This window comes from Rhodococcus sp. OK611 (genome assembly GCF_003050885.1).
Taxonomy (GTDB): Bacteria; Actinomycetota; Actinomycetes; order Mycobacteriales; family Mycobacteriaceae; genus Rhodococcus_G; species Rhodococcus_G oryzae.
In genome coordinates this window covers 47391-73809 of record NZ_QAOZ01000002.1, presented here as the reverse complement: position 1 = coordinate 73809, position 26419 = coordinate 47391, and the positions used below count along the sequence as shown (strand labels likewise).

The window sequence follows — 26419 nt, the reverse complement described above, 5'->3', positions numbered from 1 at the left end:
ATCTTGCCTATATATGTGACGAATCGCTACCAGGCACGCCCCAGGTCGGCGTGCTGGCGAATCCACGCGTGCATCGCGATACCCGCGGCGACCCCCGCGTTGATGCTCCGGGTGGATCCGAACTGGGCGATCGAGACGGTCATCTCCGCCGACCGTTTCGCGTGGTCGGTGACGCCGGGGCCCTCCTGTCCGAACAGCAGGATGCACTCGCGCGGCAGGCTCGCGGTCTCCAGCGGCACCGAGCCCGGCGTATTGTCCACCGCCACCACGGCCAGGTCGCTGCGGGCCGCGTATTCGAACAGCGTCTCCACATCGGGGTGGTGGACGATGTGCTGGTACCGGTCGGTCACCATGGCCCCCCGGCGATTCCAGCGACGCCTGCCGACGATGTGCACCGAGGCCGCGGCGAAGGCGTTGGCCGTGCGGACCACGGTGCCGATGTTCGAGTCGTGCCCGAAGTTCTCGATCGCGACGTGGAACGGATGCCGCCTGCTGTCGATGTCCGCGACGATCGCCTCGCGGGTCCAGTACCGGTACGCGTCCACCACATTGCGCCGGTCACCCAGCGCGAGCAGCTCCGGGTCGTAACGGGGGTCGGTCGGCAGCGGGCCGTCCCGCTCCGTGTCCCATGGCCCCACCCCGTTGGGATGCTCTCCCCACTCGGTCGGGCCGGATTCGTCGTCGGTCATTGCCGTGTCCGCATCTGTCAGAACGTGTCGTTGGAGTCGGTCGCGATCCGGAACCCGTGCCCGGTGTCGTCCTTGACGCAGGTCACGCCCTTCGCCTCGGATTTGCAGGTGAACCCGAACGAGCTCACCTTGTCCCCCACCGGGAGCACGGAGTCAGCGGCCGAGACGCCGGAGGTGTAGACGGGACCACCCGAGCACAGGAACTCACCCGGTCCGTTGCCCGTCACCCTGATCCCGTTGCCCCAGTTCACCATGCAGTTCTCCGGCCGGGCCGGAATCGGGGTGGTGGCGCCCTGGCAGCCGGCCTCGGTCCGGGTGGGCAGCGAGATGATGCCGCACTCGAAGCCACCCACCGGCGAGCTGAAGTAGACCGCCTCGTTGCGCGCGTACTCGACCGCGGTGGTCGAGGGCGGCGCGCTGGTGGTGGTGGTCGTCGTCGTGGGCGGTGCGGTGGTGGTGGTCGTCGGCGCGAGGGTGGTGGTGGGCGCGGAGGCGGTGGTGGTGGGCACCGCGATACTGGACGGCGGCGCCTGACCGGCCTCGGAGGTGCCGCAGGCGGCCGCTCCGAACACCGCCGCGACCCCGAACACCGCTGCTACAACCCGACCTGAACGCACACGCACACCCTTCCTCGACAGTCGCCACAGAACTCTAGTGGCCGACGCGCCGAGGTCCACGCGGGCAAGGGATCGGGTACCGGGCTCCCCGGCCGGGCGACCCGCTAGCTGTGGCTGATCCGCCGGTTGATCTCCCTGGTCAGCCAGGCCGGGGAGAACCGCGACGCCATCATCATCGCGCCAGCCTGACGACCCACCGGGTAGTGCACCTTCGCCAGCATCCGGTGCGAGCGCCTGGTCGCCTTGACGACGACCTTCGCGACGTCGGTCGCGGTCAGCTTGATGCCGAGCGAGTCGGCGGTGCGCATGTCCAGGTTCCCGGTCATCGCGGTGTTCACGAACAGCGGCCAGACGGCGAGCACCCGAATGCGGTGCCGCCGCCACTCCAGTTCCAGCGCCTCCGTGAGGCCCCGGATGGCGAACTTGGTTGCGCTGTAGGTGGCGAGTTCGGGCTGGCCGTAGATCGCCGAGGCCGAACACAGGTTGACCAGCTGCGAACCGGGCGTCGCCTGCAGGTAGGGGAAGGCGGCCCGGCTGCCGAGCACGACGCCGCCGACGTTGATGTCGACCATCCGCCGATGCTCGGTCAGCGACATCTCCTCGAACCGGCCAGAGGAGAGCACCCCCGCGTTGTTCACCAGGATGTCGAGGCGGTGCGAGGCGACCTCCGCGAACTCGGCGAGCCGCGCATCCCACTGATCGGGGTCGGTGACGTCCAGCACCCCGGTCGAGATCTCGCCGCCACCCGCGCGGATCTCCCGCGCCAGGTCCGCGAGACCGGTCTCGTCGATGTCGAAGGCACCGACGAGGTATCCGGCCCTCGCGAACTCCAACGCGGTCGCCCTGCCGATCCCGGCCGCCGCACCGGTGATGACCACTGTCTGCTTCGCCATGTCGGCCAGGGTAGGCGGTGCGCCTACCCTGGGGGGTGGAGGATCCGATGTTTCACGAGCGCATCGTCCGCACGGTGCTGACCATCACCGTCGGCTACCTGATCGTCCTGGCGATCTGGCTGGGCTGGCTCGTCCAGCACACGCCGCCGGGCACCGTCCCGTACCAGATCGGCGGGCTCCTGGCCGCGTACGGTTCGGCGCTCGGGCTCGGGATGATGTGGGCCGACCGGCCGACCCGGGCGGACCGGAAGCTGGAGCGGCGAGGGCTGGAGGGCTGGGCGAAGATCGAGAGCACGCAGCGGCTCGCCGAGACCGCCGATCACGGACAACTCACCGAGCTGCGGCTCGCGCTCACCGTCCCGGGCGAGGAGTCGTATTCGGGCCGGGTGGTCTACGAGGTGCCCGCGTCGATGCGTGAGCGATTCGTGCCAGGCAGGACGGTGCCGATCCGGGTCGACCCCCACAATCGGGACCGGATCGTGCTCTGCCCCTGATCGGTTCGGGGGTTCGGCGGCCGGGTCCTAGCTGGTGCGGTTCTTCCGCCCGAGCGCGAGCATGCCCTCGACCAGAAGGAACTGCGCGGCCGCGTAGCTCGCCAGGACCACGCCCTCGGCGGCCCGGCGGCCCGACTCCGAGCGTACGAACAGTCGCCGCACCACGATCAGGCCATCCGAGCCGGTGAACAGCAGCCCGCCGAGCCCGAGCCAGCTCCGCCGGTCCGCGTTGGGCAGCGCCATACCCGCGGTGGTGGTGGCGCCGGGGGCCAGCGCCGGGTCGGCCGAGAGCGTGGACGTGGTGGCCAGCGCCGCGCCGTACGCGGTGAGCGGGGTGGAGACCGTGCGAGCCCTGGCCCGCAGCAGCCCGGCCGCACCGAGCCAGCCCAGCTTCCGCGGGACAAGGGCGGGCAGGGTGGGGCAGGCCCCGCGTCGCAGCAACAGCGTCGTGTAGCTGGCCTGCATCACGGCGAACGACGACGCGCCGCGCACCAGCCGGGCATCGTTGTCGGGGTCGATCATGAAGACGTCGCCGACGGTCGCGGCGGCGAGACCGCCGACGAGCAGCGCGGTGTCGGCGGCGTCGGTGTCGGCGCGCTTGCGCAGTACCCGGACCGCGAGGGACGGCGCGATCAGCGGCTTGGCGATCTGCTGCAGCCGTTCGTTCCCGATGACCGCGCCGAGCACGGTGGCTCCGGTCGCGCCGAGGAACACCGCATGCTCGAGCCGCATCTCTACCTCTTTCGGTGACGGTTGACGTGTGGCTCGAGCGTATCGGGTGCTCGAGCGGGGCCGGAGCGCCGGCGGCACCCGGGTGACATCGGGCCGGCGCACGAGCCCGCCCGGCACCGGCGATTCGCCTTGACGGTGATCGCGGGGTCTGTTGCCATGTGATCGAAGGCCTTGATCGCGATCGGATTTCGCCGGTCGGATCGGCTCACAGGGGGGCGTTCCACATATGGCGATCAAGCATGGTGCCCGATCGATGTCGATGCGGCTGGGGATCCTCGGCGTGGCGCTCGCGGGGGTGCTCGCGATATCGGCGGCGCCTGCCACCGCCGCGCCCGACACGGGCTCGGCGGCTCCGGCGCCCCCGTCGGGAACGGTGATCGAGCCCGCGATCGATTGCCGTCCCAGCAGCGTCCGGCCCCGTCCGGTGCTTGTTCTGCCCGGAGCGGACGGCACCACCTCCGAGACGGCGTCCCAGTGGGAGGTCGTCGTCTCGGCGCTGCGGCAACAGGGCGCCTGCACCCTGGTGTTCCAGGGCGGGGTCGTCGACGGCCGACGTTGGGCGGGAGACATGGCCGCCTCCGCCGGCCAGCTGGCGCAGTTCGTCGAGAAGGTCAAGGACACCACCGGGGCACCCCAGGTCGACATCGTCGCCCACTCTGCGGGCTCCGTCGCCGCGAACTACTACGTCAAGGTGCTCGGCGGCGCGCCGGATGTGCACGACATGGTGCTGCTCGCGCCGGAGGCCCGCGGCTGCGACGGCGCAGGCTTCCTGGCCCAGTACGGAATCAAGGACTTGCCGGTCACCCCGGTGCAGGTGCTGGAGGCGCTGCCCTTCCTCGCACCGGCGCTGGCAACGCTGATTCCCGGGATGGCCTCGGCGCTCCAACTGACGCCGGTATCCGACATCTATCGGACTCTCATGGACGGGCCCATCGCCCAACCCGGCGTCGGCTACGCCGTGATGGCGACGAAGAACGATCAGGTCGCGACGCCGCCCGGCACGTGTTCCTTCATCACCGAGCCCGGCGTCACCAACGTCTTCTTCGAAGACGCCTTTCCCGGCGGCCCCGCCGTGGACCACTCGAGCCTTCGATCGAACCCGAACACGGCGAGCTGGATCGTGGATCAGCTCTATCGGTGACGCCGAGCGATGACCGAGTTCCCTCGGCCTGCCCCTATCCTCGAGCGGACGAGCACACGGAGGATCGGCGATCTCAATGACATTCATCAAGATGTGTGGCCTGCGTGACGAGGTCACGGTGGACCGCGCCGTGCAGCTCGGCGTCGACGCCGTTGGCTTCGTCTTCGCGCGGAGCCCACGCCAGGTGACCCCGGAGGTGGCCGCGCAGCTCAGGCAGCGTGTGCCCGAGGGCGTCCTCGCGATCGGGGTGTTCACCGGGATCGGGATCGCCGATATCGTCTCCGCAGCGAGGACCGCGGGAATCGACGTCGTGCAGGTGCACGATCTGCGCTCGGCCGACGAGGTCGCGGCCCTGCACGACGCCGGACTCCGCGTCGTCCGGGCGCTGAACACAGGGAGTTCGGGCGATCCGGCGACCGGTTTCGACGAGGACCTCCTGCTCATCGACGGTGCCGTCGCCGGGGCGGGCGTCGCCTGGGACTGGCAGGACCGGTCCCTGCTGCCGAGCGGTCGGTGGATCCTCGCCGGCGGGCTCGACCCCGACAACGTCGCGCACGCGCTGGACGCCAGCGGAGCCTGGGGCGTCGACGTCTCCAGCGGTATCGAGTCGAGCCGCGGCGTCAAGGATCCGGAACTGATGGCTGCCTTCGTGACCGCGGTGCGTGGCCGCGGTTAGCGGCCACTGCTCCTGCCGACCTGCGGCCGATCGGAACTAGACTGGACGGTCAGGGGCATGTGTGTCAGTGCCCACCGAGGCGCGCATTGGGGTGGCCGTGAGCCAACTGGATGGGCCCCGTCTCAGCTATACCGACGACGACGGGATTCATCGCGAACTCGCATTGGTCGAGGACTTGCCCCGGGTCACCGTGGGGCGATCTCCGAAGGCCGATATCGCGTTTGCGTCGGACCACGACGTCGCGCTCCTGCACGCTGCGATCGAGTGGACAGGCACCCACTGGACCATCGTCGACGAGGGGCTCTCCCACACCTGCACGTTCGTCAACGGCGAGCGACTGAGCGGGCGCAGGCGCCTGCAGTCGGGCGACGGCATCGGGATCGGATCCTCGATGCTGACCTTCCACGACACACCTGCGGGTGGTGACCCTGCCCGGATCGCCGACGCCGTGCCCACCCGCGCCACATTGACGCCCGCCCAGCAGGCGATCGTGGTCGAACTCTGCCGGCCCTTCAAGGGCAACGCCGCGGCCTGCAAGCCTGCCTCCAACCAGCAGATCGCGGAGCGGCTGTTTGTCAGTGTCGAGACGGTGAAGACCCATCTGCGGACGCTGTTCTCGAAGTTCGGCGTGGAGGATCTGCCGCAGAATCGGAAGCGGGCACAGCTCGCCGAACGCGCTCTGCAGAGCGGCGTCGTCACCGACCGTGATCTCTGAGAACCCGCCCCGCGAGGGGACTGCCCGATCGTCGCGCACAGACTGTGCGGTTGGTTTCGGGGCCGTGGTCTGTGGGAACATGTCCTCGGCCGACCCGCTGGCGCTTCGACGCCGGGGTCGCGGCCGGGGGAATGACACATCACACAACGGGGGATTCACAATGAGTATTCGTAGCTTTGCCGTGCGCGCGATCGGCGCGGGCACCGTCGCCGCGGCCACCGTGGTCGGCCTGACCGGTCCGGCCTCGGCCGCGCCCGCACCGGCACCCATCCTGCACACGTTCTTCACCGGACCACTGCTTCCCGTGCTCGGGCAGAACGCGTTCTGCAACGGCGTCATCGACACCCTCGTCGAGACCGATCCCACTCGTCCGGGGCTCGCCACGGTGGTGCTCACCTCGCGCGGCATGCATGGGGTCGGCCCGGAGTGGGCAGCCAATCCGGTCTGCCGCATCAAGGCAGACATCGTGTGGGGCCTCGGCGTGCTGGCGGGCCAGGCCAAGACCGTCGAACTCAACTTCGGCGAGCGCCCCGGCGAGTCGGTCCGAACCGAGATCAACCCCGGTCCCGGCGTGACCGGACTGACCATCCAGGCCACCTTCATCAATCCCTACGTCAACGAGCTCCGGCCGCAGTACTCGCTGCCGGTCGGGGCGTACGCGATCATTCCCTGATCCGCGGCACCCACTGAATACCCACTGAGCGGGGGTTCGGCGGTCAGGTTTCACGCGAAACCGGCCACCGATCCCCCGTTCAGCACGTGCGGGAAACGCGACGGGCAGGACCGGCGCAGGCCCGCAGCTCCAGGAAGCGCGGTTCGGTGAGCCCGCGGGACCGCGCGCCAGCCAGCACCTCGGCTGCCACGCGCTCCGCCGCACCGGCATCGATCAACGCGATGGCCGACCCGCCGAAGCCCCCGCCGGTCATCCGGGAGCCGAGCGCGCCCGCCGCGAGCGCCGAGTCCACCGCGCAGTCCAGCTCCGGGCAGGACACCTCGTAGTCGTCGCGCAACGAAACGTGCGACGCGGTCAGCAAGGGGCCGAGCTCGCGGTAGCGACCGGAATCCATGAGGGACAACACCTCCCGCACCCGGCCGATCTCCGAGACGACGTGCCGCGCACGGCTCCGCAACACCGGATCGGTCAGCGCCGACACGTCGGTCACCTCACGCAGCGAGGCGCCGAGCGTGGCGGCCGCCTCCTCCACCGAGGCCCGGCGCTGCGCGTACTGGCCGTCGACCAACCGGTGCGGGGCGCGGGTGTCGATCACCAGCAGCGCCAGCCCCTCCCCCACCAGCTCGAACGGCACCGGGGTGACGCCGCCGTCCCGCGAATCGACGAGCAACGCGTGACCGTCCTCGGCGCGCAGCGAGACCGCCTGGTCCATGCCGCCGGTGGGGGCCAGCGCGATGTCGTTCTCCGCCCGCACGCAGCACGCCGCCAGCGCGGCGCGGCCCGCGTCGTCGGTCGGCGCCCCGGACAGGTCCGCCAGGGCGAGCGCGAGCGCGCACTCGAGTGCGGCCGAGCTGGAGAGGCCCGCACCGATCGGGACCGAGGACTCGACCGCCACGTCCGCGCCACCGAAATCGCTGTCCAGCAGCCCGTCTCGCCGCATCGCCCACACCACACCCGCGAGGTACGCCGCCCAGTCCGACGGGTTACCCGGCGCGATCTCGTCGACCCGTCCGGTCCAGGCACCCAGGCCTGACCGGCACCGCAGCATCCCATCGCGCCGACGCCCGACCGCGACCACGGTGCTGTGCGGCAACGCGATCGGCAGCGACAGGCCCTGGGCGTAGTCGACGTGCTCGCCGATGAGGTTCACCCGCCCCGGCGCGGCCCACACGCCCTCCGGGTCGGTGCCGAACTGGCCCCGGAACCGATCGAGGACGGACGCGGCCAACGCCGAATCCGACGCGGACTCCACCCATTCGCTCACGGCGCGATCTCCCGAAAGCGCGCCGCGATCCGCTCCGGCGTGGTGTCGCTGACCCAGGCCCCCATCCCCGACTCCGAACCCGCGAGGAACTTCATCCGGTGCGGGGACCGCATCAACGAGAACAGCTGCAGGTGCAGCCTGCCCAGCGCGCGCTGCTCCCCGACCGGCGCCTGATGCCATCCCGCGATGTACGGAAGCCGTTCCACCCCTTCGAAGAACCGATCCAGGCGGCCCAGGATGTCGAGGTAGACGTGCGCCAGCTCGTCCAGCTCGACCGCCTCCAACGCGGCCAGATCGGGGACGTCCCGGTGCGGCGCGAGGTGCAGCTCCACCGGCCACCGCGCGGCGGCGGGCACGTAGGCCGTCCAGTGCTCGCCCTCGAGCACGACCCGGCTGCCCGCGCGCCGCTCCGCCTCCAGCACGTCGCGCAGCAGCGATCGCCCGGTCCGCGCCAGATGCCGCTCGGACTGCCGCAGCAGCGCACCGGTGTTCGCGGGCAGCATCGGGTACGCGTAGATCTGGCCGTGCGGGTGCGCCAACGTCACGCCGATCTCCTCGCCCCGGTTCTCGAAGCAGTAGACCTGCTCGATGCCCGGCAACGCCGACAGCTCCCTGGTCCGGTCGGCCAGCGCGCCGAGCACCGTGCGCACCCGGCCCACCGGCAGCTCCGCGAAGCTGCGGCCGTGGTCGCTGGTGAAGCAGACGACCTCGCAACGGCCGGCTGCGGCCCGCTGCGGCCAGAGGGACTCGCTGTCGACGTGGTCGGTCGGCGGCGCCACCGCGCCGGTCGCCAGGGACGGAAACCTGTTCTCGAAGACGGCGACGTCGTAGTCGTCGGCGGGGATCTCCGTCGGCGCGCGGCCGGGGCCGCTCGGACACAGCGGACACGCGTCGGCCGCGGGCAGGAAGGTCCGATCCATCCGGTGCGCGGCCATCGTCACCCACTCGCCGGAGAGCACGTCGTAACGCATGGTCGACTCCACCCGGATCGGCGACAGGTCACGGGTGTCGTGCAGTTGCCGGGTCGCCGCCCCGCTCACGTACGGCTCTGAGTCGTCGAAGTAGATCAGCTCTCGGCCGTCGGCGAGCGCCGTCGCCGTCCTCCGGATCGTCATCGGATCTCGTCCCCGCCCTTCACCCGTGTTCGCCGCCGCACAGATTGTGCCCCACGCGCCTCACCGGCCTGTTCGACCACAGGGTTCACATACATAGTTTGCCTATGCAATAATATTCACCCATGGCATCCGAACACCCGGCGGAGCGCCACCTGCGCGAGGTCCTCGCGGAGCTGGTGACCAACACGTCGAGATTCACCCGACTCGCCTCCTCGATCGCGACCGACGACCGGCCACGAGCCTGGATGCGGGCGCTCTCACACCTCGACGAGTACGGCGAGCTCCGCATCAGCGAGTTCGCCCGGATCGATCGCTGCTCACAGCCGACGGCCACCGCCCTGCTCAAGCAGATCACCGATGCCGGCCTGGCCCGCAGACACCGCGACCCCGCGGACTCGCGGGCGGTGGTGGTCGAGATGACCGAGGCCGGACGCCGATGGCTCGGCGAGGCCCGCGCCGAGATCGGCACCGCACTCGCCGCCCACCTCGGCGACCTCGAACCCGAACAGATCGAACGACTCTCGCAGAGCCTGGCCGACCTTCGGGCCGCGATCAAGGCGTCTACGCAGCGATGAGAGAACCAGCGACACAGAGGAAGAGCCCGTGACAGTCACCGACACGGCCACAAGCGCCGGCACCGAGAGCAAGAGCATCCTGCAGCAACCGAAGGCGGTCTGGGCGGTCGCGTTCGCGAGCGTCATCGCCTTCATGGGCATCGGCCTTGTGGACCCGATCCTCAAACCGATCGGCGAGCAACTCGACGCGACCCCCTCGCAGGTGTCGCTGCTGTTCACCTCGTACATGCTCGTGACCGGTGTCGCCATGCTGATCACCGGCGTGGTGTCGAGCCGGATCGGCCCGAAGAAGACGCTGCTCTTGGGCCTGGCGATCATCGTGGTGTTCGCCGCGCTGGCCGGGATGTCGGGCACCGTCGGACAGATCGTCGGATTCCGCGCCGGCTGGGGACTGGGCAACGCGTTGTTCATCGCGACCGCGCTGGCGACGATCGTGGGCGCGGCCAGCGGCGGCGTCGCGAAGGCGATCATCCTGTACGAGGCCGCACTCGGCATCGGCATCGCGGTGGGACCGTTGGTCGGCGGCGTCCTCGGCAGCGTCAGCTGGCGCGCCCCCTTCTTCGGCGTCGCCGCGCTGATGGCCGTCGCCTTCATCCTGATCGTGGTGATGCTGCCCGCCACCCCCGCACCGAAGTCGGGCCGGACGTCACTGTCCGCCCCGTTCCTCGCGCTGCGACACCGGGGCCTGCTCACCGTCGCGATCACCTCGCTGCTGTACAACTACGGCTTCTTCACCCTGCTCGCGTACACCCCGTTCCCACTCGACATGGGCACCTACGCAATCGGTTTCATCTTCTTCGGCTGGGGCCTGATGCTCGCGATCTCGTCGGTGTTCCTGGCGCCGCGGCTGCAGCGAGCATTCGGCACGCTGCCGATGATGATGCTCGCCCTCGCCCTGTTCGCGGTCGACCTCGCGGTGATGGCGCTGTTCACCGAGAACAAGACCGTCCTGATCGTCTGCGTGGTCCTGGCAGGCCTGTTCCTCGGTGTGAACAACACCCTGATCACCGAGACCGTGATGATCTCCGCGCCGGTCGAGCGCTCCACCGCGTCCGCCGCGTACAGCTTCGTCAGGTTCGTCGGCGGCGCCGCCGCGCCGTGGGTGGCGGGCAAGCTCGGCGAGAGCAACGTGCACCTGCCGTTCTGGGTCGGCGCGCTCTGCACGGCCGCCGCCATCGTGGTGCTGTCCACCGGGCGCAGGGTGCTCGCCCACGTCGACGACCACGACCCGGCCCCGCACAGCGTCGACGAGGCCGCGGCCATCACCGCCGGTTCGGACTAGGCGACGCCGAAAGGGGCCGCCACCCCGGGGCATCGGCACTAACATCGACGGGTACGCGAATCACCACGGAAGCCGAGGTGCACGATGCGTCCACGGAGCCGGTTCCTGTCCGCCGGACTGATCGTCGCGTGTGCGACGCTGACCATGGCCGGGGGTACCCACGCGCCGGTGGACCGGCCCGCCGCCGTCGGAGCAGGCGTGTTCGACGGACCGACGGTTCGGGTCGGCGATGGCACCGCCCACAGCTTCGTCACCCTCGACGCCGCGGGCAATCCGACCGAAGTGGGCATGCGGCTGTCCGAGGGTGCGATGGACGGCCTGCCCGCGACCCACGACGACGTGGCGACCTTCGAACTCGACCTGCCCGACGAGGCCGCGGCGACGGTCTTCGACCACACCACCCTCGACTGGAACGACCACGGTCACGGCCCGAGCGGCATGTTCGACAAGCCGCATTTCGACACGCACTTCTACATGGCCGACAAGGCCGCTGTCGCCGAGATCGATCCGGCGAGTCCGGATTTCGAGGCGAAGGGCTTGCGGCTACCGGACCCGCGCTACCTCCCGCCGGATTACATCCCGATGCTCGGGCCGAAGCTCGTGCCGCAGGCGTCGCCCGCGATGGGGGTGCACTGGTTCGATGTCGCCGACGGGGTGATCCCGGGCCCCTACCAGTTCACGCTGGCATTCCTCAACGGAACCTGGGACGGCGACTACACCTTCATGGAACCGATGGTGACCCGCGAGTGGCTGCTGACCAAGCCGAACACCGTGCGGAGCATCAAGCAGCCGCAGGCCTATCAGCGCAGCGGCTACTACCCCACCACCGTCGCCGTCACGTTCGACGACACCGCTGACGAGTACGTCATCACGATGGGCGGCATGGTGCTGCGCCAGGCGTCGTGAGGAGGCGCGCTAGAGGCCCAGGTCCTCGAGGCCGAGCAGCGATCGGTACTCCACGCCCTCCGCGGCGATGACGGCGTCGGCTCCGGTCGCGCGGTCCACCACGGTCGCCACGCCGACGACGATCGCGCCTGCCTCGCGCAGCGCGCGCACGGCGGTGAGCGGCGAGTTACCGGTCGTGGTGGTGTCCTCGACGACCAGCACCCGCTTCCCCACCACGTCGGGGCCCTCGATCTGGCGCTGCATGCCGTGCGCCTTGGCCGCCTTGCGCACCACGAAGGCGTCGATCGGCCTGCCCTCGGCGTGCATGACGGCCATGGCCACCGGATCCGCGCCCATGGTCAGGCCCCCGACTGAATCGAAGTCCCAGTCCGCGACGAGCTCGCGCAGCAGCTTCCCGATCAGCGGTGCGGCACGGTGGTGCAGCGTCGCGCGACGCAGGTCCACGTAATAGTCGGCTTCCTTGCCCGAGGACAGGGTCACCTTCCCGTGCACCACAGCCAGCTCGCGTACGAGCCCTGCGAGCTCCGCCTTCTCCGTCATTCGACCGCTCCTCTTCGCGTCCAGTTTTCGACGCCTAGCGTAGTCGGCTAGAGCAGGGCGCCGGGAACGCCCGCATCCCGGCCCGAGGGGGCGACCGTGTCGTCATGGAGGGGTGCAGGCGAAACAACCTCGTCATGGAGGCGAGCCAGCGGCGCGACGTCGTGCAGGGCGTGCGCCTCGGCGGCCACGTCGGGGCCGACCGGCAACTCGACGACCGTCGCCTCGAACAGCGGCATCTGCTGCCCGCCCACCAGCCGCGCGACGAACCCGGCGGGAACCGAGCGCACCAGCCGGTTCACCGCGGTGGCACTGTCGTTGTAGACCCGGGCCGCTCCGATGATCCGCTGCTCGGTCACCTTGAGCTCGAGGGCGGGGCGCTGAATCGCCCAGTCGTGCTTGACATTCGGGTTGCACTCCACCTCAAACATCAGCCGGTGCAACGCGACCGACAGCGCGTTCTCGGAACCGGCCTGCTCGCCGAGGCTCATGCCCTGCTCGCGCAGCGCCACGGCCAGCGACCGAGCACCGACCAACGGGGCCAGGATCTCGGACGGCATCGCCGCGGCCCGGGCAGCGGCGATCAGCTCAGGCGCCTGATCGCACCGTCGTTTCAGTTCCACATCGAGTAGGCCCCGGCTCGCGGTGAGGTTTCCCTCGAATCGACGCAAGCGTCGAACCACGGACACCGCCCACGTCACAAGAAGAACAACAGCAACGACCGCCACAACCGTCACAAGAGTCACAGGCGTGCAATCTACTCACACCCCGGGGCGCGCGCACACCGGGTCCACCCACCGGCCGTACGCCGGGCCTGATTCAGCCGCGCGGGTCCTGGTCGACGTCACCCTCGTGCGGGTACGGACGTCCCGGATCGTGATTTACATTGCGCGCCATCGGGACAACGTTCGGCGGCGCGTAGTCGTCCACGTCCGGCGCCGAGTACGGCGAGCGCTCCCAGTCCGGCAGCTCACGGGGGGCGGGGGCGGCGACCGGCGGAGCCTCCGGCTCGGAGTCGAGAACGGGGGGCAGCACGTGCAGGATGCCGGAGAGCCGGGCCACCGCGTCGATCGCGGCGTCCCACTCCCGGCCGTTGCTGGTGACCGGCATCGAACCGAGCGTCCACTCCCCCTCGCTCCACAGCATCTGCACATGCGGCGGAACCGACTCCGTGAAGTGCACCATGCGCTGATCGCAGACCCGTCGGGCGATCTCCAGATCGGTGGCGAACACCACCCGCGGCCCGATCGAGCCGAGCAGGTTCATGTCCGCATCCTTCGGCGGCGGCGTCGACCGCAGCCGGAGATCGATGTCGACGTCGGACCCGACGGTGCGCTGGACCGCGACGATCGTCGTCGTCTCCTCGACGTCGAACAGCACGAAGTTCTCACCGCGCCGGATGCCGTGCACCACGTCGACCGCCCCGAGGTACTCCTGCTTGGCCAGCGCGGCCCGGTGCCAACGCGACGGCAGGTGCTCATCCGACTCGTTGTAGGTGTAGCCCTGCGCCTTCGCCCAGATCTGCCGGACGCGACCGAACTGGTCACGCCTGCTGCGATCGATGGACAGGAGCACGATCGCGCCCACGAGCGCGATCGCTGAGAGTCCGAACCAGATAAGCGTCATCGCCAGTCACAATATCGACTGAACGGTCCCCGCGCGGCACTCGGCTCGCACGGGGACCGAAATCATCTGCCGAATGCCGTCAGTTCCCGAAGTTCCCGAGGTCCGGGAGCGTGGTGTTCACGATCACCTTGGCGAGGACGGACCCGTCATCGCCCTTCTCACCCTGGACCACCACGGTGTCGCCGGGCTTGAGGTCGCCGACCTTCGCGCCGCTGAGCGAGATGATCTTGGTGGACCCGTTGGTGACGACCGTGACCGCGGAGCCGCCGATGCCGTCGAGGATCAGCGTGGATCCGTCATTGGAGGTGATCGTCCCCACGGCCGCGCCTGCCGCGCCGATCGCCTCGCCGACACCGCCCGGGATCTGCGACAGGTCCGGGGCGCTGGTGGCGGGAGGTAGGGAGGTCCGCGGCGGTGCGGTGCTGGCCCGGGGCAGGGTGCTCGTCACCGGGGCCGACGCGCTGCTCGGGGAGTCCTTGCCGCCGCCACCGATCAGCATGACGCCGAGGCCGACGACAGCCAGGAGCAGCAGCCCCGCCACGACAAGGGCGACCGCCAGCACGCCCTTGCCGGGCCCCTTCTTCTGGTCACCGTCGAGGTACGGGTCCGCGCCGGTCGGCGGTGGCGTCGGCGGCTGATTCGGGTCGTACCCCTGATACGTCGGGTACGCCTGCGTCGCATTCGGCGGCTGATTCGGGTCGTACCCCTGATACGTCGGGTACGCCTGCGTCGCATTCGGCGGCTGATTCGGGTCGTACCCCTGATACGTCGGGTACGCCTGCGTCGCATTCGGCGGCTGATTCGGGTCGTACCCCTGATACGTCGGGTACGCCTGCGTCGCATTCGGCGGCTGATTCGGGTCGTACCCCTGATACGTCGGGTACGCCTGCGTCGCATTCGGCGGGACCTGACCGTAGGCCTGGTGCGGGTCCGTGGTGTATTCCGGCGTCACCGGCCCGGCCGATCGGTCGAACTGCTGCGTCGGCTGATCGGCGCCGCGGGCCCAGACCTCGGTCGGTTGGTCCGGAGCCGCGCCCTCGGCCGCCGGAGCCCACTCCGCGGTGGGGTCGGGGCCGGCGTCGAACGGCTCGGTACCGTCGCCGGTTCGCTCCTGCGGTGTGCGCGGATCGTCCGTGTTGTTCATGTCTCGGGCCTGCTCTCTGCGCGGGCGATCGTGGGTCCCGCCGCTGGTCAATTCAGTCCGACCCGTCAGGATAGAGGCGGAACCTGAGACCGCGCTGAAGACGACGGTGGTTACCGCATCACATTCCAGGCGATCGGCCTTGACAGCTCGCCGGGGAAGTTGTCCCGCAGGTAGGCCGTCCACTGCGCGGCGTGCGCCCGCATCGCCGCTTCGGCCGCGTCAGGGTCGCCCTCGGCGATGGCAGTGAGGATCGCGACATCGTCCGCGAGCACCCTCGACCGCAACCGCTCCGAATAGGCGACCCCGACCCCGGCGCCGACGAAGACCCCGTCCATGGCGTCGACCAGATAGCCGTACAGCGCGTTCCCCGACGCCCACGCGATGGTGTTGTGGAATCGGCGGTTCGCCGCGAGGAACACATCGAGATCGTCGAGATGCTCCTCCATCGCACGAACCGACTCGGTGAGGACCCGACGATGCTCCTCGGTTCGGTGCTCGGCCGCCATCCGCGCCATCAACGGCTCGAGGCCGACGCGCGCCTCCACGATCGTGCCGAAGGGCGACTCCTCGAACTGCAGCAACAGACCGAGGCCGGTCATCAGATGAGAGCCGTCGGGCTTCTGCACCGTCGGGCCCCCGCCCGGTCCGGGCTTGATCGAGAGCGCACCGGACAGCTCGAGATATCGCAGCGACTCGCGGAGCGTGCCCCTGCCGACCTGATACTGCTCGAGCATCACCCGCTCCGGCGGCAACCGGTCACCGGGCCGCAGACCCTCTCGCTCGATGTCCGCAATGATCCGCCTGGCGATGATCATCGCCGTCTTCTGCGGACGATCCGCCCTGTCCATCACCATCGCTCCGCCCCCTGCACAACCAGCACTTCCGTACAACCCCCAGACGCCGAATCCTACAGATGATTCGCAGGATTTGGGGTCAATCTGGACACCTGTCCTGCACTGTACGAGTCTCGCCCAGCCTGACCGCATGGTGTGAGATGAGTCTCATTTCTGCCTCGGTGTGGTCCATTGCATTCAATCGAATGATGCGGATAGTTTCTTGGGCGCAGCGTTCGGAAGCATGGCTCACGATCTGACCAGCCCTCCGGTCCCGTGCACCGCTTCCGACCACCACTGACCACCTCTAGAGGGGAACGAATGAGCGAGATCCGCAAGTCAGGCCTGCGCCGTGGCGCCCGTATGGCAGGCGCAGGCGCCGCCGCGGCACTGGCGATCGGCCTGATGTCGACGGGTGCGGCGCACGCCGACACCTTCGTGCCGCTGCCCGACGGGCAGAAGGCCGGACCGGGAGCGGTCGTCTCCCGCACCGGAGAGAGCGCCCTGATCTCTCCGTCGCTGGCCGCCAACGGCGCCGGCCGCACCGCCTGGGTCTCGGGCACCGTCACCGCGGACGTCACCGGCATCACCAAGGAAGGCGAGGTGGGGCCGTTCAACGGTGCCACCAACGACAAGGGCACCAACAACTCCTCGACGCACGGCGTCTCGCGGATCAGCACCGGCTACATCGTCGGGTGCCAGGTCGACATCACCGGCCTCGGCGGCTCCATCGGCGCAGGCATCGACCTCTCGGGACCGTCGGTCTCGGGTTCACTGACCGTCCCGGTCTCCGCAGGCCAGGTCAAGTTCGTCGGTGTCGCGGGCAAGGACATCAAGAAGAACGGCAAGTACGCCGTCCAGTACCAGGACACCCAGCTCGAGATCCAGAACTGCGGCGGCTTCGCCCAGGCCCGCTCCTACACCGTGGTCGAGATCGTCGGAAACGACTACTCCAAGACCACCCTGTACGGCCAGCCTTTCAGCATCGGATAGCGGCTGCGCCGCCCGTGCGCGTGTTGCACCCCGACTGGGGTACGACACGCGCACAGTCCACGCCTGAACTCGATACCTGAACCCTCAGAGGGGAATTCATGAACGTCAACACCACCGGCCTGCGTCGCGGGCTCAAGATCGCGAGCGCCGGCAGCGTCGCCGCCATCGCCCTCGGCTTCTTCTCCGCGGGCGCGGCGAACGCCGACACCTTCGTCCCGCTGCCCGACGGCTCGATCACCGAGACCCTCGTCGACGGCACCGTCGTCACGGTCAGCCGCACCGGCGAGACCGCCAACATCTCCCCATCGATGGGATCGACCCCGCTGCACCGCAACGTGTGGGTCTCTGGCTCCACCAAGGTGGAACTGTCCGGCGCAGGCGCCGAGGGCGGGCGGATCGAGCCCGGCTACGTGGTGGCCTGCCAGCTGACCCTCGGCGGCAAGGGCGGCGCCGACACCGGCATGTCCTCCAACTGGGACGGCGAGAGCGTCAAGCAGACCGCCAAGAGCGCGGGCAACCTGTCCATCGCCCCCGGCCAGGCCAAGAACGTCAAACTCCTCGACCTGGAGAAGGCCGACGACTTCGGCGGCGAGCTGCACACCGGCGCCAACACCTTCAAGGGCAAGAGCGGCAGCGTCACCTGGGCCGACTCCACCATCGGCGTCGAGGGCTGCGCCGGCTACGCCCAGGCCCGCTCCTACGTGAAGGTCACCGTCAGCACTGCCAGCGTGACCAGCAACGTCACCCTCTGGGGCCAGCCCTTCAGCATCGGCTGATCCCACCCCCAACGCACCCGGTCCACTCGGCCGCGCCCCTCACGCGACCGAGCCCGGGTGGCGCCGAGCTCGACGGCGCCGCGGCTCCTGGCCTGCCCCCCGGTCCATGAGTCGCGGCACCCCGACCCGGCCACAACGCGACTGTGCGCGAGGTTCCTCTTCGAACCTCGCGCACAGTCGTGTGTGTCACACCTCTATCCCAGGACGAGCGAATCGCCGTCGACCGAGACGTTCACCGGCACAGTGTCGCCGTCGTGAATCTCCCCGGCCAGCAACAGCTTCGCGAGCTGGTCGCCGATCGCCTGCTGGATCAACCGGCGCAGCGGCCGCGCCCCGTACAGCGGGTCGTATCCGCGGTGCGCCAACCATTCCTTCGCGGGCCCCGACACCTCCAGGCTCAACCTGCGGGCCGCGAGCCGCTTCGCCAGCTGCCCGAGCTGGATGTCGACGATCGACTCCAGCTGCTGCTCCGAGAGCGGATCGAAGATCACCACGTCGTCGAGCCGGTTGATGAATTCCGGCTTGAACGCGTGCCGCACGGCATCCATCACCTGCTCCCTGGTGCCACCGGCGCCCAGGTTCGAGGTGAGGATCAGAATGGTGTTGCGGAAGTCGACCGTCCGACCCTGACCGTCCGTCAGGCGCCCCTCGTCGAGAACCGCCAGCAGGATGTCGAACACGTCCGGGTGCGCCTTCTCGACCTCGTCGAACAGCACCACCGTGTACGGCCGCCTTCGGACCGCCTCGGTGAGCTGACCGCCCTGGTCGTAGCCGACGTACCCCGGAGGAGCACCGACCAGCCGCGCCACCGAGTGCTTCTCGCTGTACTCGGACATGTCGATCCGGACCATCGCCCGCTCGTCGTCGAACAGGAAGTCCGCCAACGCCTTCGCCAGCTCGGTCTTGCCGACGCCGGTCGGGCCGAGGAACAGGAACGAGCCGGTCGGCCGGTTCGGGTCGGCGACCCCGGCCCGCGCGCGACGGACGGCATCGGACACCGCAATCACCGCTTCGTCCTGTCCGACCACCCGCTTGCCCAGCTCCGACTCCATCCGGAGCAGCTTGGCTGTCTCGCCCTCCATCATCCGGCCCGCCGGGATACCGGTCCACGCGGACACGACATCGGCGACGTCGTCGGGCCCGACCTCCTCCTTGAGCATCACGTCGCCGTCGCTGGCACCGCCGGACGCCTCGACCGCGGCCTCGAGCTTGCGCTCCAGTTCCGGGATCCGGCCGTACCGCAGCTCGGCCGCCTTACCCAGGTCGCCGTCCCGCTCGGCCCGATCCGACTCGCCGCGAAGCGCTTCGAGCTGTTCCTTGATCTCGCGGACGGAATCGATGGCCTGCTTCTCGTTCTGCCACCTGGTGCTCAGCTGACCCAGCTTCTCGCGGTCGTCGGCGAGTTCCTGACGCAGCTTGACCAGCCGGGCCTTGGACGCCTCGTCGGTCTCCTTCTCGAGCGCCATCTCCTCGATCTCGAGCCGCCGCACCGTGCGCTCGACCTCGTCGATCTCGACGGGCCTGGAGTCGATCTCCATGCGCAGCCGTGACGCCGCCTCGTCTACCAGGTCGATCGCCTTGTCCGGCAGGAACCGGGAGGTGATGTAGCGGTCCGAGAGTGTCGCGGCCGCAACGAGAGCCGAGTCGGTGATGCGCACGCCGTGGTGCACCTCGTAGCGCTCCTTGAGGCCGCGCAGGATGCCGACGGTGTCCTCCACCGACGGCTCCCCGACCAGCACCTGCTGGAAGCGGCGCTCCAGGGCGGCGTCCTTCTCGATGTACTTGCGGTACTCCTCGAGGGTCGTGGCGCCGACCATCCGCAGCTCACCGCGGGCGAGCATCGGCTTGATCATGTTGCCTGCGTCCATGGCGGACTCGCCGGTCGCACCCGCGCCGACGATCGTGTGCAGCTCGTCGATGAAGGTGATCACCTGACCAGCCGAGTTCTTGATGTCGTCGAGGACGGCCTTGAGCCGCTCCTCGAACTCGCCGCGGAACTTGGCGCCCGCGACCATCGAACCGAGGTCGAGGGAGACGACGGTCTTGCCGCGCAACGACTCCGGGACGTCGCCCGCCACGATGCGCTGGGCGAGGCCCTCGACGATCGCGGTCTTGCCGACGCCCGGCTCGCCGATGAGCACCGGGTTGTTCTTGGTGCGGCGGCTGAGAACCTGTACAACGCGTCGGATCTCGGTGTCCCGGCCGATCACCGGGTCGAGCTTGCCTGCGCGCGCGGCCTCGGTGAGGTCGGTGCTGTACTTCTCCAGCGCCTGATAGGTGCCCTCGGGGTCGGGGCTGGTCACGCGCGCGCTACCACGCACGGCGGTGAAGGCCTCGCGCAGCGCCTGCGGGGTGGCCCCGTGGCCGACAAGGAGTTTCGCGACGTCGGAGTCCCCGGAGGCCAACCCGACCAGGACGTGCTCGGTGGAGACGTACTCGTCGTCGAGCTCGGTGGCCAGGTGCTGGGCGGCGGTGAGCGCGGCGAGCGCCTCGCGGCCGAGCTGAGGCGTGGTGGTCGCGCCGGTCGTCTGTGGCAACCGGTCCACCATCGCCTGGGCCTCGCGGTGCACGGCGGTCGGGTCGACGCCCACCGCCTTGAGCAGCGGGGCGGCGATGCCGTCGGTCTGGTCGAGCAGCGCGGCGAGCAGGTGCGCCGGACGGATGTCCGGGTTGCCCGCGGCGGAAGCAGACTGCAAAGCGGCGGTCAGTGCCGCCTGAGTCTTGGTGGTCGGAGAAAACGAGTCCACTGGTCACCCCTTCGGAAGACGTCGGTCGTTGCCGTCGAGCCTATGCAGGGCCACTCGGCGTTGTCACATGTTCCAACGCTCGGAAGGTTGAGTCTGTTCCGCTCAAGTTTGAGAATCTTGGGGCTGATGTGGTGGCGCTGGTCACAGCCCGAGGCCGACGCGGTACCGCTCGAGCCGCTCCACCAGCTCCGCCGGGTGCGCGAGCGCGGGCAGGTGACCGCCGTCCATCTCGTCGGGCGTGATCCCCAGCCGATCCCGCACCACCCGGCGCTGGAACTCCGCGGGGAACATGCGGTCCTGGCGGCACAGCAGGAACCGCGTCGGCACGTCCGGCCACGCCGGTAGCGGCCAGGGTGCGAGGAACGGCGTCTCGGACTGTTCCCGCGCCCCGTCCGCCATCACGACCGGGATCAGCTCCGGCGGCACGTCGTGCAGAAAGACCGTGACCGGATCGAACTCGGCGTCGGGGTCACGGCCGTCCGCCACGTCCTGCGCGCGGCGGGCGGCCCTCTGCCCGGTGTTCGCCCACCAGTCGCCCGGCGCCTCCCCCGGAACCGGGACCATCGCCGCGACCAGCACCATCAGCGACACCGGTACCCGCTCGCACACCAGCGGCGCGGTGAACCCGGCCATCGACTGGGCCACCAGGATCAGCCCGGTGCGGTCGCCGATCGCGTCGACCACCACATCGGTGTACTCCGCGAGCCCGGCCGAATCGTCGTCGCACGGCAGGTCCGGCGTCACCACGTCGTGCTCGGCAGCGCGCAGCAGCGGCACCACGAACTGCCAGTACGACGAGTCGGATCCGGCTCCGGGGATCAGGACGTAGGTGGCCATGGGCCGACGCTACGCCCGCGATCGCCGCTATACCGCGCGCGCCGCGCCCTCCCAGTAGCGCGCCCGCAGTGCTTTCTTGTCCAGCTTGCCCAGCGGGGTCAGCGGGAGCGCGTCGACGAAGTCGATCGTCTTGGGCGCGTGCACCGCACCCTTCGCGGCCTTCACCCGCTCGACCAGCTCGGCGACCTCCACCGTCGCGCCCTCGCGCAGCACCACGCAGGCCTTCACGGCCTCGCCCCACTTCTCGTCCGGCACACCGACAACGGCGACCGAGGCGACCGCGGGATGACCGGAGATGACGTCCTCGATCTCCCGGGGGAAGACGTTGAAGCCGCCGGTGATGATCATGTCCTTCTTGCGGTCGACGATGTACAGGAATCCGTCCTTGTCCGCGCGGGCGACGTCACCGGTGTGCAGCCAGCCGCCGCGCAGCGCCTCGGCGGTCTCCGCCGGCTTCTTCCAGTAGCCCTGCATCACCAGCGGGCCGCGCACGCAGATCTCGCCGAGTTCGCCGCGGGGCACCTCGTTCAGGTCGTCATCGAGCAGGCGCACGTCCAGCCACGGCACCGGACGCCCACAGGAGGCCAGCCGCTCGAGGTTGGCGGGGTCGTGCTCCTCCTTGCGCATCACGGTGATGGTCATGCCGCACTCGGACTGACCGAAGTACTGGAAGAAGATCGGGCCCAGCTTCTCGATGCCCTCGACCAGGCGCGTGGGCGACATAGCCGCCGCGCCGTAGTACAGCGTCTGCAGGCTGGAGAGGTCCCGCTTGGCCAGGTCCGGGTGGTCGAGCAGCATGTAGATCATCGTCGGCACGAGCATCGTCACGGTGATCTTGTGCTTCTCGATCGCCTCGAGGACGGCACCCGGCTCGAAGGCGGGCAGCACCACCAGCGCGCCGCCGCGCATCAGCGTCGGCACGAAGAACGCCATGCCCGCATGCGAGAGCGGGGTGCAGGCGAGGAATCGCATCTCGTCCGGCCACTGCCACTCGGCCATCTGGATCTGCGGCAGCGTCACGCCCGACTGGAACGTGTTGATCACGCCCTTCGGCTTGCCGGTGGTGCCGCCGGTGTAGACGATGCTGCTCGGGTCGGAACCGGACACCTTCGCTGCGACCAGTGGCCCGGCGGTGAAATCCCCCACCAGCGCCAGCAGGTCGACGCCGACCTCGGACGGGCCGAGCGAGAAGAAGTTCTTCAGCGACGGCACCGAGGCCTTGAGCTCCGCCGCGCGCGCCTCGAACGCAGTGGGATCGAAGATCAGCGTCTCGATCTCGGAATCCTCGAGGATGTAGCGGTGATCGTCGAGCGATCCCATCGGCGCCAGCGCGGTGTTGCGGCAGCCGAGGATCATCGTGGACCCGACGCTGATGAGCACCTCGGGACGGTTCTTCGAGAGCATCGCGACCGTGGAGCCAGTGCCGATGCCGAGGGACTGCAGCGCCTGCACGAAGCAGCTGATCTGGTCGCGCATCTGCCCACCGGTGAGCACCACATCCCCGAGGTAGAGCGCGGGGCGGTCCGCGTTGCGCTCCAGCGCGGTGATCAGCAGGTCCGCGGTGTACTGCGGGCGGTGCAGGTCGGCGAGCTCATCGGTGGTCATTTTTTCTCCGCTCTGACTGGGGGTCACGGCTGGCGGGCCGCGGCCGTGCACGTGGCACGCCTCACATTAGAACGCAAACTGACACATGTTCTAGTGGCAATTGCATTTGTGCAGGTGCCAAACCCGTCGCGATACCCTCTGGTCATGCAGAACACGGGTGTCGAACAGCAGGTGTGGACCGCGACAGTGGTGGAGCACCATCGGCTGCGAACCGATCTCGCGGTCGTCCGGCTGGAGGGCGAGTTCGTCCCGTTCACCGCGGGGCAGTCGGTCTCGGTGACCGTGCCGCAGAACCCGCGGGTCTCGCGGCGGTACTCCCCCGCCCTCCCGCCCTCGCTCGACGGCAAGCTCGAGTTCCACGTCCGGACGGTGCCCGCCGGCTGGATCAGCAGCGCGATCGTCGGCGACACCGCCCCCGGCGACCAGTGGCAGATCAGCGAACCGAGCGGACGCCTGTCGGTCGACGATTCCGGCCGGGACGTCGTGATGGTCGCGGGCGGCACCGGACTCGCCCCGTTCCGCTCGATCATCCTGGAGCTCGCGCGGCGACCGAGGCCGCCGCGGGTGTACCTGTTCATCGGCGGCCGTCATCCCCGCGACCTCTACGGCTCGGACATGCTGTGGATCCTGGCCCAGCAGCTGGACTGGCTGACCGTGGTTCCGGTCGTGGAGTACGTGCAGGACCCCGAGTGGGCCGACGAGTGGTACGACCGGACCCGCGTCGACATCGGCTTCGGCCCCGACGACATCATCGCGGGCACGCTCGCCGAGGTCGTCAGCTCGTACGGCGCCTACACCGACCACCAGGTGCTGGTCTGCGGCTCCCCCGCCATGGTGCGGTTCACCCTGCGCTCGCTCATCGACAGCGGAACCCCCGCGGGCGCGATCCAGTTCGAATAGGCGCTCCGCGCCCGTGCGCGGTTGACGAGTCCACACCCTCGTCAACCGCGCACGGGCGGCGGAGCCGCCTAGCGCCTGGTGCTGCCTGCGTCGACAGGCAGGGACACCGAGGTGATGTAGCGCGCCTCGTCGGACGCCAGGAAGAGCGCGGCATTCGCGACGTCCACCGGTTCGATCCACGGGATCGCGAGCATGTTCATCGTCGCGGCCGACTCCGCGAACTCCTCGCGCGTCGGCGGCCGGTCGAGATCGGGGCGGAACTTCGCGCGCACCGCGTCGTTCTGGATCATCGGGGTGTCCACGTTGGTGGGGTGCACGGTATTGACCCGAACCCGGTGCGGCGCCAATTCCTTTGCCATCGAACGCATCAGCCCGACGACGCCGTGCTTGGCGGCGGTGTAGTGGGCGACACCGACCAGGCCGCGCAGCCCGGCGATCGAGCTGGTGAGGATCATCGACCCGCCACCCCGCTCGATCAGGTGCGGCGCCGCCACCGCGCACGTCTGCCACACCCCGGTCAGGTTGACGTCGAGCATGGTCTTCCAGGTCTGCTCGTCGAGATCGAGCGCCGGGGCCGAGGAGGTGATCCCCGCGGTGGCGCAGACGATGTCGAGGCCGCCGAACGCCGCGACGCCGGCGTCCACCGCGGACGACAGCGCCGCCCGATCGCGCACGTCCACCTCGAAAGTCTCTATCCGCCCGCCCGTTTCGCGCACGAGTGCCGCGGTCTCGGCGAGGTCCGCCGCGCTCGACGGCGGCGTGACCACCGTGTCGACCGGCCCGCACAGGTCGACGGCGATCACGTCGGCGCCCTCCTGCGCGAACCGCAGTGCCTGCGCCCGGCCGATGCCGCGGGCCGCGCCGGTCACCAGCGCGACCTTGCCCGCCACCCGTCCGCTCGGAGTAGTCCCCGCTCGCGTCATCGTCACACCTTCTGTGTCAGGCCGGCGTCGACCACCAGCTCGGTTCCGGTGATGTACCGGGCTTCGTCGGATACCAGGAAGAGCAGGGCGTTGCTGACGTCGGCGGATTCCACCCACGGCACCGGCAGCAGATGGTTGCGCGCCAGCACCTCCATCACGTCCTCCGCGGTGGGGTCCGCCAGGTCGGGCCGTAGCCGGGCGAAGGTGGCGGGGTTCAGCGTCATCGCGGTACCGACCGCGCCGGGCAGCAGGGCGTTGACGCGAATCGACCTCGGCCCCAACTCGTTTGCGAGGGTCCGCATCAACCCGATCACCGCGTGCTTGCTCGCCGAGTAGTGGGCGGCGCCCGCGACGGCCTTCATGCCCGCGGTCGAGCTGACGATGACGACCGACCCGCCGCCGGCGCCGATCGACGGGGCCGCGGCCTTCACCGTGTGCCAGACGCCGGTCAGGTTGATGTCCAGGGAGCGCTGCCACACCGGGGCGTCGATGGTCCACGCCGGGCCCGGGTTGTCGCAGACGCCCGCATTGGCGACGACGACATCGAGCCGGCCCAGCTCGGCCACGCCCGCGTCCACGCCCGCCTGCACCGCGGCGAGGTCGCGGACGTCCGCTGCCCCGACCGCCGCACGCCGCCCCGCCTCGCCCACCAGCCGGGCGGTCTCGGCCAGGTCGGCCGCCGCGCCGGGAAGGTCGAGCGCGATGATGTCCGCGCCCTCCTCGGCGAGACGGACCGCATGGCTGCGCCCCATTCCGTTACCGGCGCCGGTGATGAGCGCGACCTTGCCCGCCATACGAGACATCGGTGTCTCCTTCCACGTCTGCAGCCGACGCTAAGGGGCACTCCTCATGGCCGACACAAGCTCTCCCGCGCAGCGGGAGGTCCGCACGAACTCCGCCTGTCGCGGTGGGCGTCCGGGGCAGTATTCGATCGACCCGACGATTGGAGACCCACATGGCGATCATCGATCCGACCCGCACCTGGGAGATGCTGCAGAGCCGACTGGCCGACACGACCAACCCGCGACATCGCGTGGTGCTCGGTGCCGTTCTGGAGCACATGCAGGCCGAGGAGGAGCCCGACCTCGACCGGTTGATGGGCACCCTCACCCCGGACCCCGCCTACCACTTCTGGAACGCCGGAAAGGACGTCGGCCCCAAGGGAACGGACGCCGTTCGGACGTACTACAGCTGGTTCATCGGGACCCAGACGAACGTGCTCGAGTTCGCGCTCGACCGGCTGGTCGTGGACGACCACTGCGTGGTCACCGAGGGATTCCTCAAGCAGATCTACCCCGGCGCGTATGCCGCATCCGTCGGCATCGAGGTCGACGACGAGAGCGCCGACTACCTGGTGGTGAACCGACAGCTGATCCTGTGGCCGGTGGACGCCGACGGGCTCATCGGCGGCGAGGACTCCTACCAATCCGGCCCGGTGAGCGTCACGAAGATCGCGTTCGAGGACCTGCCGCGCAAGTACGTGGACATGGTCCACGTCTCCACCTGAGACCACAACGACGACCTGAAAGACACACCGTGCACACCGCTTTCATCCGCGTGAAGGTAGCCCCGGCCGCGGCCGACCGCGCGGCGCTCGCCATGCTCGCACTCGTCGAGCCGACGCTCGCCGAGCCCGGCTGCGTCACCTACGAGCTCTGGGAGTCCAACCACGCGTCCGCACTCGCCTGATCCGCCACGCTCTGATCCGCCACCCACTGTTCACCCC

Annotated in this window: 29 protein-coding genes; 13 read left to right on the top strand and 16 right to left on the bottom strand. The window is 69.6% G+C overall.

Features of this window, described 5'->3' with window-relative positions; translation table 11 throughout:
* Positions 1-26: 26 nt before the first annotated feature.
* The 3 genes from C8K38_RS02185 to C8K38_RS02175 all read right to left on the bottom strand — a co-directional run bounded on the left by C8K38_RS02185 (position 27) and on the right by C8K38_RS02175 (position 2199).
* Positions 27-689: a TrmH family RNA methyltransferase gene (locus tag C8K38_RS02185; protein WP_097210051.1), complete on the bottom strand. Its 663-nt coding sequence runs from the start codon at positions 687-689 to the stop codon at positions 27-29.
* Positions 690-706: 17 nt separating this feature from the next.
* Positions 707-1312, bottom strand: coding sequence for a hypothetical protein (locus C8K38_RS02180; RefSeq protein ID WP_306455710.1), 606 nt, complete (start codon positions 1310-1312; stop codon positions 707-709).
* 98 nt (positions 1313-1410) lie between these two features.
* Positions 1411-2199, bottom strand: coding sequence for an SDR family oxidoreductase (locus tag C8K38_RS02175; protein ID WP_097210049.1), 789 nt, complete (start codon positions 2197-2199; stop codon positions 1411-1413).
* A 47-nt stretch (positions 2200-2246) separates the two neighbouring features.
* Here C8K38_RS02175 and C8K38_RS02170 point away from each other — a divergent pair, with 47 nt between their 5' ends.
* Entirely contained in the window at positions 2247-2693 is a 447-nt protein-coding gene (locus C8K38_RS02170) for a hypothetical protein (RefSeq protein ID WP_097210321.1), read from the top strand.
* A gap of 27 nt (positions 2694-2720) precedes the next feature.
* Here the strand turns inward: C8K38_RS02170 and C8K38_RS02165 are convergent, their stop codons facing one another.
* Positions 2721-3425 (bottom strand): lysoplasmalogenase family protein, encoded by a 705-nt coding sequence (locus C8K38_RS02165; protein WP_097210048.1) that lies wholly within the window; start codon positions 3423-3425, stop codon positions 2721-2723.
* Between the two features lie 253 nt (positions 3426-3678).
* Between C8K38_RS02165 and C8K38_RS02160 the strand changes: the two genes are divergently transcribed.
* From C8K38_RS02160 to C8K38_RS02145, 4 genes are all read left to right on the top strand, one after another.
* Positions 3679-4566: an esterase/lipase family protein gene (locus tag C8K38_RS02160; RefSeq protein WP_179800429.1), complete on the top strand. Its 888-nt coding sequence runs from the start codon at positions 3679-3681 to the stop codon at positions 4564-4566.
* Positions 4567-4642: 76 nt separating this feature from the next.
* Positions 4643-5242 (top strand): phosphoribosylanthranilate isomerase, encoded by a 600-nt coding sequence (locus tag C8K38_RS02155; protein ID WP_097210046.1) that lies wholly within the window; start codon positions 4643-4645, stop codon positions 5240-5242.
* 97 nt (positions 5243-5339) lie between these two features.
* The gene (locus C8K38_RS02150; RefSeq protein WP_179800428.1) at positions 5340-5957 is read left to right on the top strand and encodes an FHA domain-containing protein; all 618 of its coding nucleotides are present in this window, start codon (positions 5340-5342) and stop codon (positions 5955-5957) included.
* A gap of 160 nt (positions 5958-6117) precedes the next feature.
* Entirely contained in the window at positions 6118-6630 is a 513-nt protein-coding gene (locus C8K38_RS02145) for a hypothetical protein (protein ID WP_097210044.1), read from the top strand.
* Between the two features lie 79 nt (positions 6631-6709).
* Here the strand turns inward: C8K38_RS02145 and galK are convergent, their stop codons facing one another.
* Both galK and galT read right to left on the bottom strand, forming a co-directional pair.
* Entirely contained in the window at positions 6710-7894 is a 1185-nt protein-coding gene (gene galK / locus C8K38_RS02140) for a galactokinase (protein WP_097210043.1), read from the bottom strand.
* The gene (galT, locus tag C8K38_RS02135; protein WP_097210042.1) at positions 7891-9009 is read right to left on the bottom strand and encodes a galactose-1-phosphate uridylyltransferase; all 1119 of its coding nucleotides are present in this window, start codon (positions 9007-9009) and stop codon (positions 7891-7893) included. The genes galK and galT overlap by 4 nt, the downstream gene beginning before the upstream one ends.
* 122 nt (positions 9010-9131) lie before the next feature.
* Between galT and C8K38_RS02130 the strand changes: the two genes are divergently transcribed.
* The 3 genes from C8K38_RS02130 to C8K38_RS02120 all read left to right on the top strand — a co-directional run bounded on the left by C8K38_RS02130 (position 9132) and on the right by C8K38_RS02120 (position 11772).
* Entirely contained in the window at positions 9132-9584 is a 453-nt protein-coding gene (locus tag C8K38_RS02130; RefSeq protein ID WP_097210041.1) for a MarR family winged helix-turn-helix transcriptional regulator, read from the top strand.
* Between the two features lie 28 nt (positions 9585-9612).
* Positions 9613-10866 carry an MFS transporter gene (locus C8K38_RS02125; protein ID WP_097210040.1) on the top strand — a complete coding sequence of 418 codons (1254 nt, stop codon included), beginning with the start codon at positions 9613-9615 and terminating at the stop codon, positions 10864-10866.
* 84 nt (positions 10867-10950) lie between these two features.
* Complete coding sequence (locus tag C8K38_RS02120) at positions 10951-11772, top strand: DUF5602 domain-containing protein (RefSeq protein WP_097210039.1); 822 nt, start codon at positions 10951-10953, stop codon at positions 11770-11772.
* 9 nt (positions 11773-11781) lie between these two features.
* Here C8K38_RS02120 and pyrE read toward each other — a convergent pair whose 3' ends face one another.
* The 5 genes from pyrE to C8K38_RS02095 all read right to left on the bottom strand — a co-directional run bounded on the left by pyrE (position 11782) and on the right by C8K38_RS02095 (position 15927).
* Positions 11782-12312 carry an orotate phosphoribosyltransferase gene (gene pyrE / locus C8K38_RS02115; protein WP_072752564.1) on the bottom strand — a complete coding sequence of 177 codons (531 nt, stop codon included), beginning with the start codon at positions 12310-12312 and terminating at the stop codon, positions 11782-11784.
* A 47-nt stretch (positions 12313-12359) separates the two neighbouring features.
* On the bottom strand, positions 12360-12980 hold the full coding sequence (locus C8K38_RS02110) for a LemA family protein (RefSeq protein ID WP_179800427.1): 621 nt from the start codon (positions 12978-12980) through the stop codon (positions 12360-12362).
* A 148-nt stretch (positions 12981-13128) separates the two neighbouring features.
* The gene (locus C8K38_RS02105) at positions 13129-13926 is read right to left on the bottom strand and encodes a hypothetical protein (RefSeq protein ID WP_373560220.1); all 798 of its coding nucleotides are present in this window, start codon (positions 13924-13926) and stop codon (positions 13129-13131) included.
* Between the two features lie 88 nt (positions 13927-14014).
* The gene (locus C8K38_RS02100; RefSeq protein WP_108168797.1) at positions 14015-15079 is read right to left on the bottom strand and encodes a DUF5666 domain-containing protein; all 1065 of its coding nucleotides are present in this window, start codon (positions 15077-15079) and stop codon (positions 14015-14017) included.
* A 110-nt stretch (positions 15080-15189) separates the two neighbouring features.
* Positions 15190-15927 (bottom strand): FadR/GntR family transcriptional regulator, encoded by a 738-nt coding sequence (locus C8K38_RS02095; RefSeq protein ID WP_245221139.1) that lies wholly within the window; start codon positions 15925-15927, stop codon positions 15190-15192.
* Positions 15928-16233: 306 nt separating this feature from the next.
* On the opposite strand from C8K38_RS02095, the gene C8K38_RS02090 reads away from it, so the two are divergent.
* Positions 16234-16905, top strand: coding sequence for an MspA family porin (locus tag C8K38_RS02090; protein WP_097210035.1), 672 nt, complete (start codon positions 16234-16236; stop codon positions 16903-16905).
* Between the two features lie 98 nt (positions 16906-17003).
* Entirely contained in the window at positions 17004-17681 is a 678-nt protein-coding gene (locus C8K38_RS02085) for an MspA family porin (RefSeq protein WP_097210034.1), read from the top strand.
* A gap of 194 nt (positions 17682-17875) precedes the next feature.
* Here C8K38_RS02085 and clpB read toward each other — a convergent pair whose 3' ends face one another.
* The 3 genes from clpB to C8K38_RS02070 all read right to left on the bottom strand — a co-directional run bounded on the left by clpB (position 17876) and on the right by C8K38_RS02070 (position 22870).
* Positions 17876-20428 (bottom strand): ATP-dependent chaperone ClpB, encoded by a 2553-nt coding sequence (gene clpB / locus C8K38_RS02080; RefSeq protein WP_077040447.1) that lies wholly within the window; start codon positions 20426-20428, stop codon positions 17876-17878.
* A 141-nt stretch (positions 20429-20569) separates the two neighbouring features.
* A complete protein-coding gene (locus tag C8K38_RS02075) occupies positions 20570-21265 on the bottom strand; it encodes an alpha/beta hydrolase (RefSeq protein WP_097210033.1) in 696 nt (231 codons plus the stop codon).
* 27 nt (positions 21266-21292) lie between these two features.
* Entirely contained in the window at positions 21293-22870 is a 1578-nt protein-coding gene (locus C8K38_RS02070; RefSeq protein ID WP_097210032.1) for an AMP-binding protein, read from the bottom strand.
* Positions 22871-23014: 144 nt separating this feature from the next.
* Between C8K38_RS02070 and C8K38_RS02065 the strand changes: the two genes are divergently transcribed.
* The gene (locus tag C8K38_RS02065; protein ID WP_097210031.1) at positions 23015-23770 is read left to right on the top strand and encodes an FAD-binding oxidoreductase; all 756 of its coding nucleotides are present in this window, start codon (positions 23015-23017) and stop codon (positions 23768-23770) included.
* A 68-nt stretch (positions 23771-23838) separates the two neighbouring features.
* On the opposite strand, the gene C8K38_RS02060 is transcribed toward C8K38_RS02065, so the two are convergent.
* Positions 23839-24693, bottom strand: coding sequence for a mycofactocin-coupled SDR family oxidoreductase (locus C8K38_RS02060; protein WP_097210030.1), 855 nt, complete (start codon positions 24691-24693; stop codon positions 23839-23841).
* A 2-nt stretch (positions 24694-24695) separates the two neighbouring features.
* Entirely contained in the window at positions 24696-25496 is an 801-nt protein-coding gene (locus C8K38_RS02055; protein WP_097210029.1) for a mycofactocin-coupled SDR family oxidoreductase, read from the bottom strand.
* A 152-nt stretch (positions 25497-25648) separates the two neighbouring features.
* On the opposite strand from C8K38_RS02055, the gene C8K38_RS02050 reads away from it, so the two are divergent.
* Together C8K38_RS02050 and C8K38_RS27020 are read left to right on the top strand one after the other, a co-directional pair.
* Complete coding sequence (locus C8K38_RS02050) at positions 25649-26200, top strand: nuclear transport factor 2 family protein (RefSeq protein WP_097210028.1); 552 nt, start codon at positions 25649-25651, stop codon at positions 26198-26200.
* Positions 26201-26229: 29 nt separating this feature from the next.
* A complete protein-coding gene (locus C8K38_RS27020; protein ID WP_179800426.1) occupies positions 26230-26382 on the top strand; it encodes an antibiotic biosynthesis monooxygenase in 153 nt (50 codons plus the stop codon).
* Positions 26383-26419 lie beyond the last annotated feature (37 nt).

Bases quoted from the DNA above. Each gene is read 5' to 3' on its own strand.
- C8K38_RS02185 (WP_097210051.1), bottom strand. From the start codon at position 689: ATGACCGACGACGAATCCGGCCCGACCGAGTGGGGAGAGCATCCCAAC.
- C8K38_RS02070 (WP_097210032.1), bottom strand. From the start codon at position 22,870: ATGACCACCGATGAGCTCGCCGACCTGCACCGCCCGCAGTACACCGCG.
- C8K38_RS02120 (WP_097210039.1), top strand. From the start codon at position 10,951: ATGCGTCCACGGAGCCGGTTCCTGTCCGCCGGACTGATCGTCGCGTGT.
- C8K38_RS02165 (WP_097210048.1), bottom strand. From the start codon at position 3,425: ATGCGGCTCGAGCATGCGGTGTTCCTCGGCGCGACCGGAGCCACCGTG.
- galT (WP_097210042.1), bottom strand. From the start codon at position 9,009: ATGACGATCCGGAGGACGGCGACGGCGCTCGCCGACGGCCGAGAGCTG.
- C8K38_RS02100 (WP_108168797.1), bottom strand. From the start codon at position 15,079: ATGAACAACACGGACGATCCGCGCACACCGCAGGAGCGAACCGGCGAC.
- C8K38_RS02085 (WP_097210034.1), top strand. From the start codon at position 17,004: ATGAACGTCAACACCACCGGCCTGCGTCGCGGGCTCAAGATCGCGAGC.
- pyrE (WP_072752564.1), bottom strand. From the start codon at position 12,312: ATGACGGAGAAGGCGGAGCTCGCAGGGCTCGTACGCGAGCTGGCTGTG.
- C8K38_RS02060 (WP_097210030.1), bottom strand. From the start codon at position 24,693: ATGACGCGAGCGGGGACTACTCCGAGCGGACGGGTGGCGGGCAAGGTC.
- C8K38_RS02090 (WP_097210035.1), top strand. From the start codon at position 16,234: ATGAGCGAGATCCGCAAGTCAGGCCTGCGCCGTGGCGCCCGTATGGCA.
- C8K38_RS02175 (WP_097210049.1), bottom strand. From the start codon at position 2,199: ATGGCGAAGCAGACAGTGGTCATCACCGGTGCGGCGGCCGGGATCGGC.
- C8K38_RS02065 (WP_097210031.1), top strand. From the start codon at position 23,015: ATGCAGAACACGGGTGTCGAACAGCAGGTGTGGACCGCGACAGTGGTG.
- C8K38_RS02075 (WP_097210033.1), bottom strand. From the start codon at position 21,265: ATGGCCACCTACGTCCTGATCCCCGGAGCCGGATCCGACTCGTCGTAC.
- C8K38_RS02160 (WP_179800429.1), top strand. From the start codon at position 3,679: ATGTCGATGCGGCTGGGGATCCTCGGCGTGGCGCTCGCGGGGGTGCTC.
- C8K38_RS02055 (WP_097210029.1), bottom strand. From the start codon at position 25,496: ATGTCTCGTATGGCGGGCAAGGTCGCGCTCATCACCGGCGCCGGTAAC.
- C8K38_RS02095 (WP_245221139.1), bottom strand. From the start codon at position 15,927: ATGGACAGGGCGGATCGTCCGCAGAAGACGGCGATGATCATCGCCAGG.
- C8K38_RS02145 (WP_097210044.1), top strand. From the start codon at position 6,118: ATGAGTATTCGTAGCTTTGCCGTGCGCGCGATCGGCGCGGGCACCGTC.
- C8K38_RS02170 (WP_097210321.1), top strand. From the start codon at position 2,247: ATGTTTCACGAGCGCATCGTCCGCACGGTGCTGACCATCACCGTCGGC.
- C8K38_RS02130 (WP_097210041.1), top strand. From the start codon at position 9,132: ATGGCATCCGAACACCCGGCGGAGCGCCACCTGCGCGAGGTCCTCGCG.
- C8K38_RS02050 (WP_097210028.1), top strand. From the start codon at position 25,649: ATGGCGATCATCGATCCGACCCGCACCTGGGAGATGCTGCAGAGCCGA.
- C8K38_RS02155 (WP_097210046.1), top strand. From the start codon at position 4,643: ATGACATTCATCAAGATGTGTGGCCTGCGTGACGAGGTCACGGTGGAC.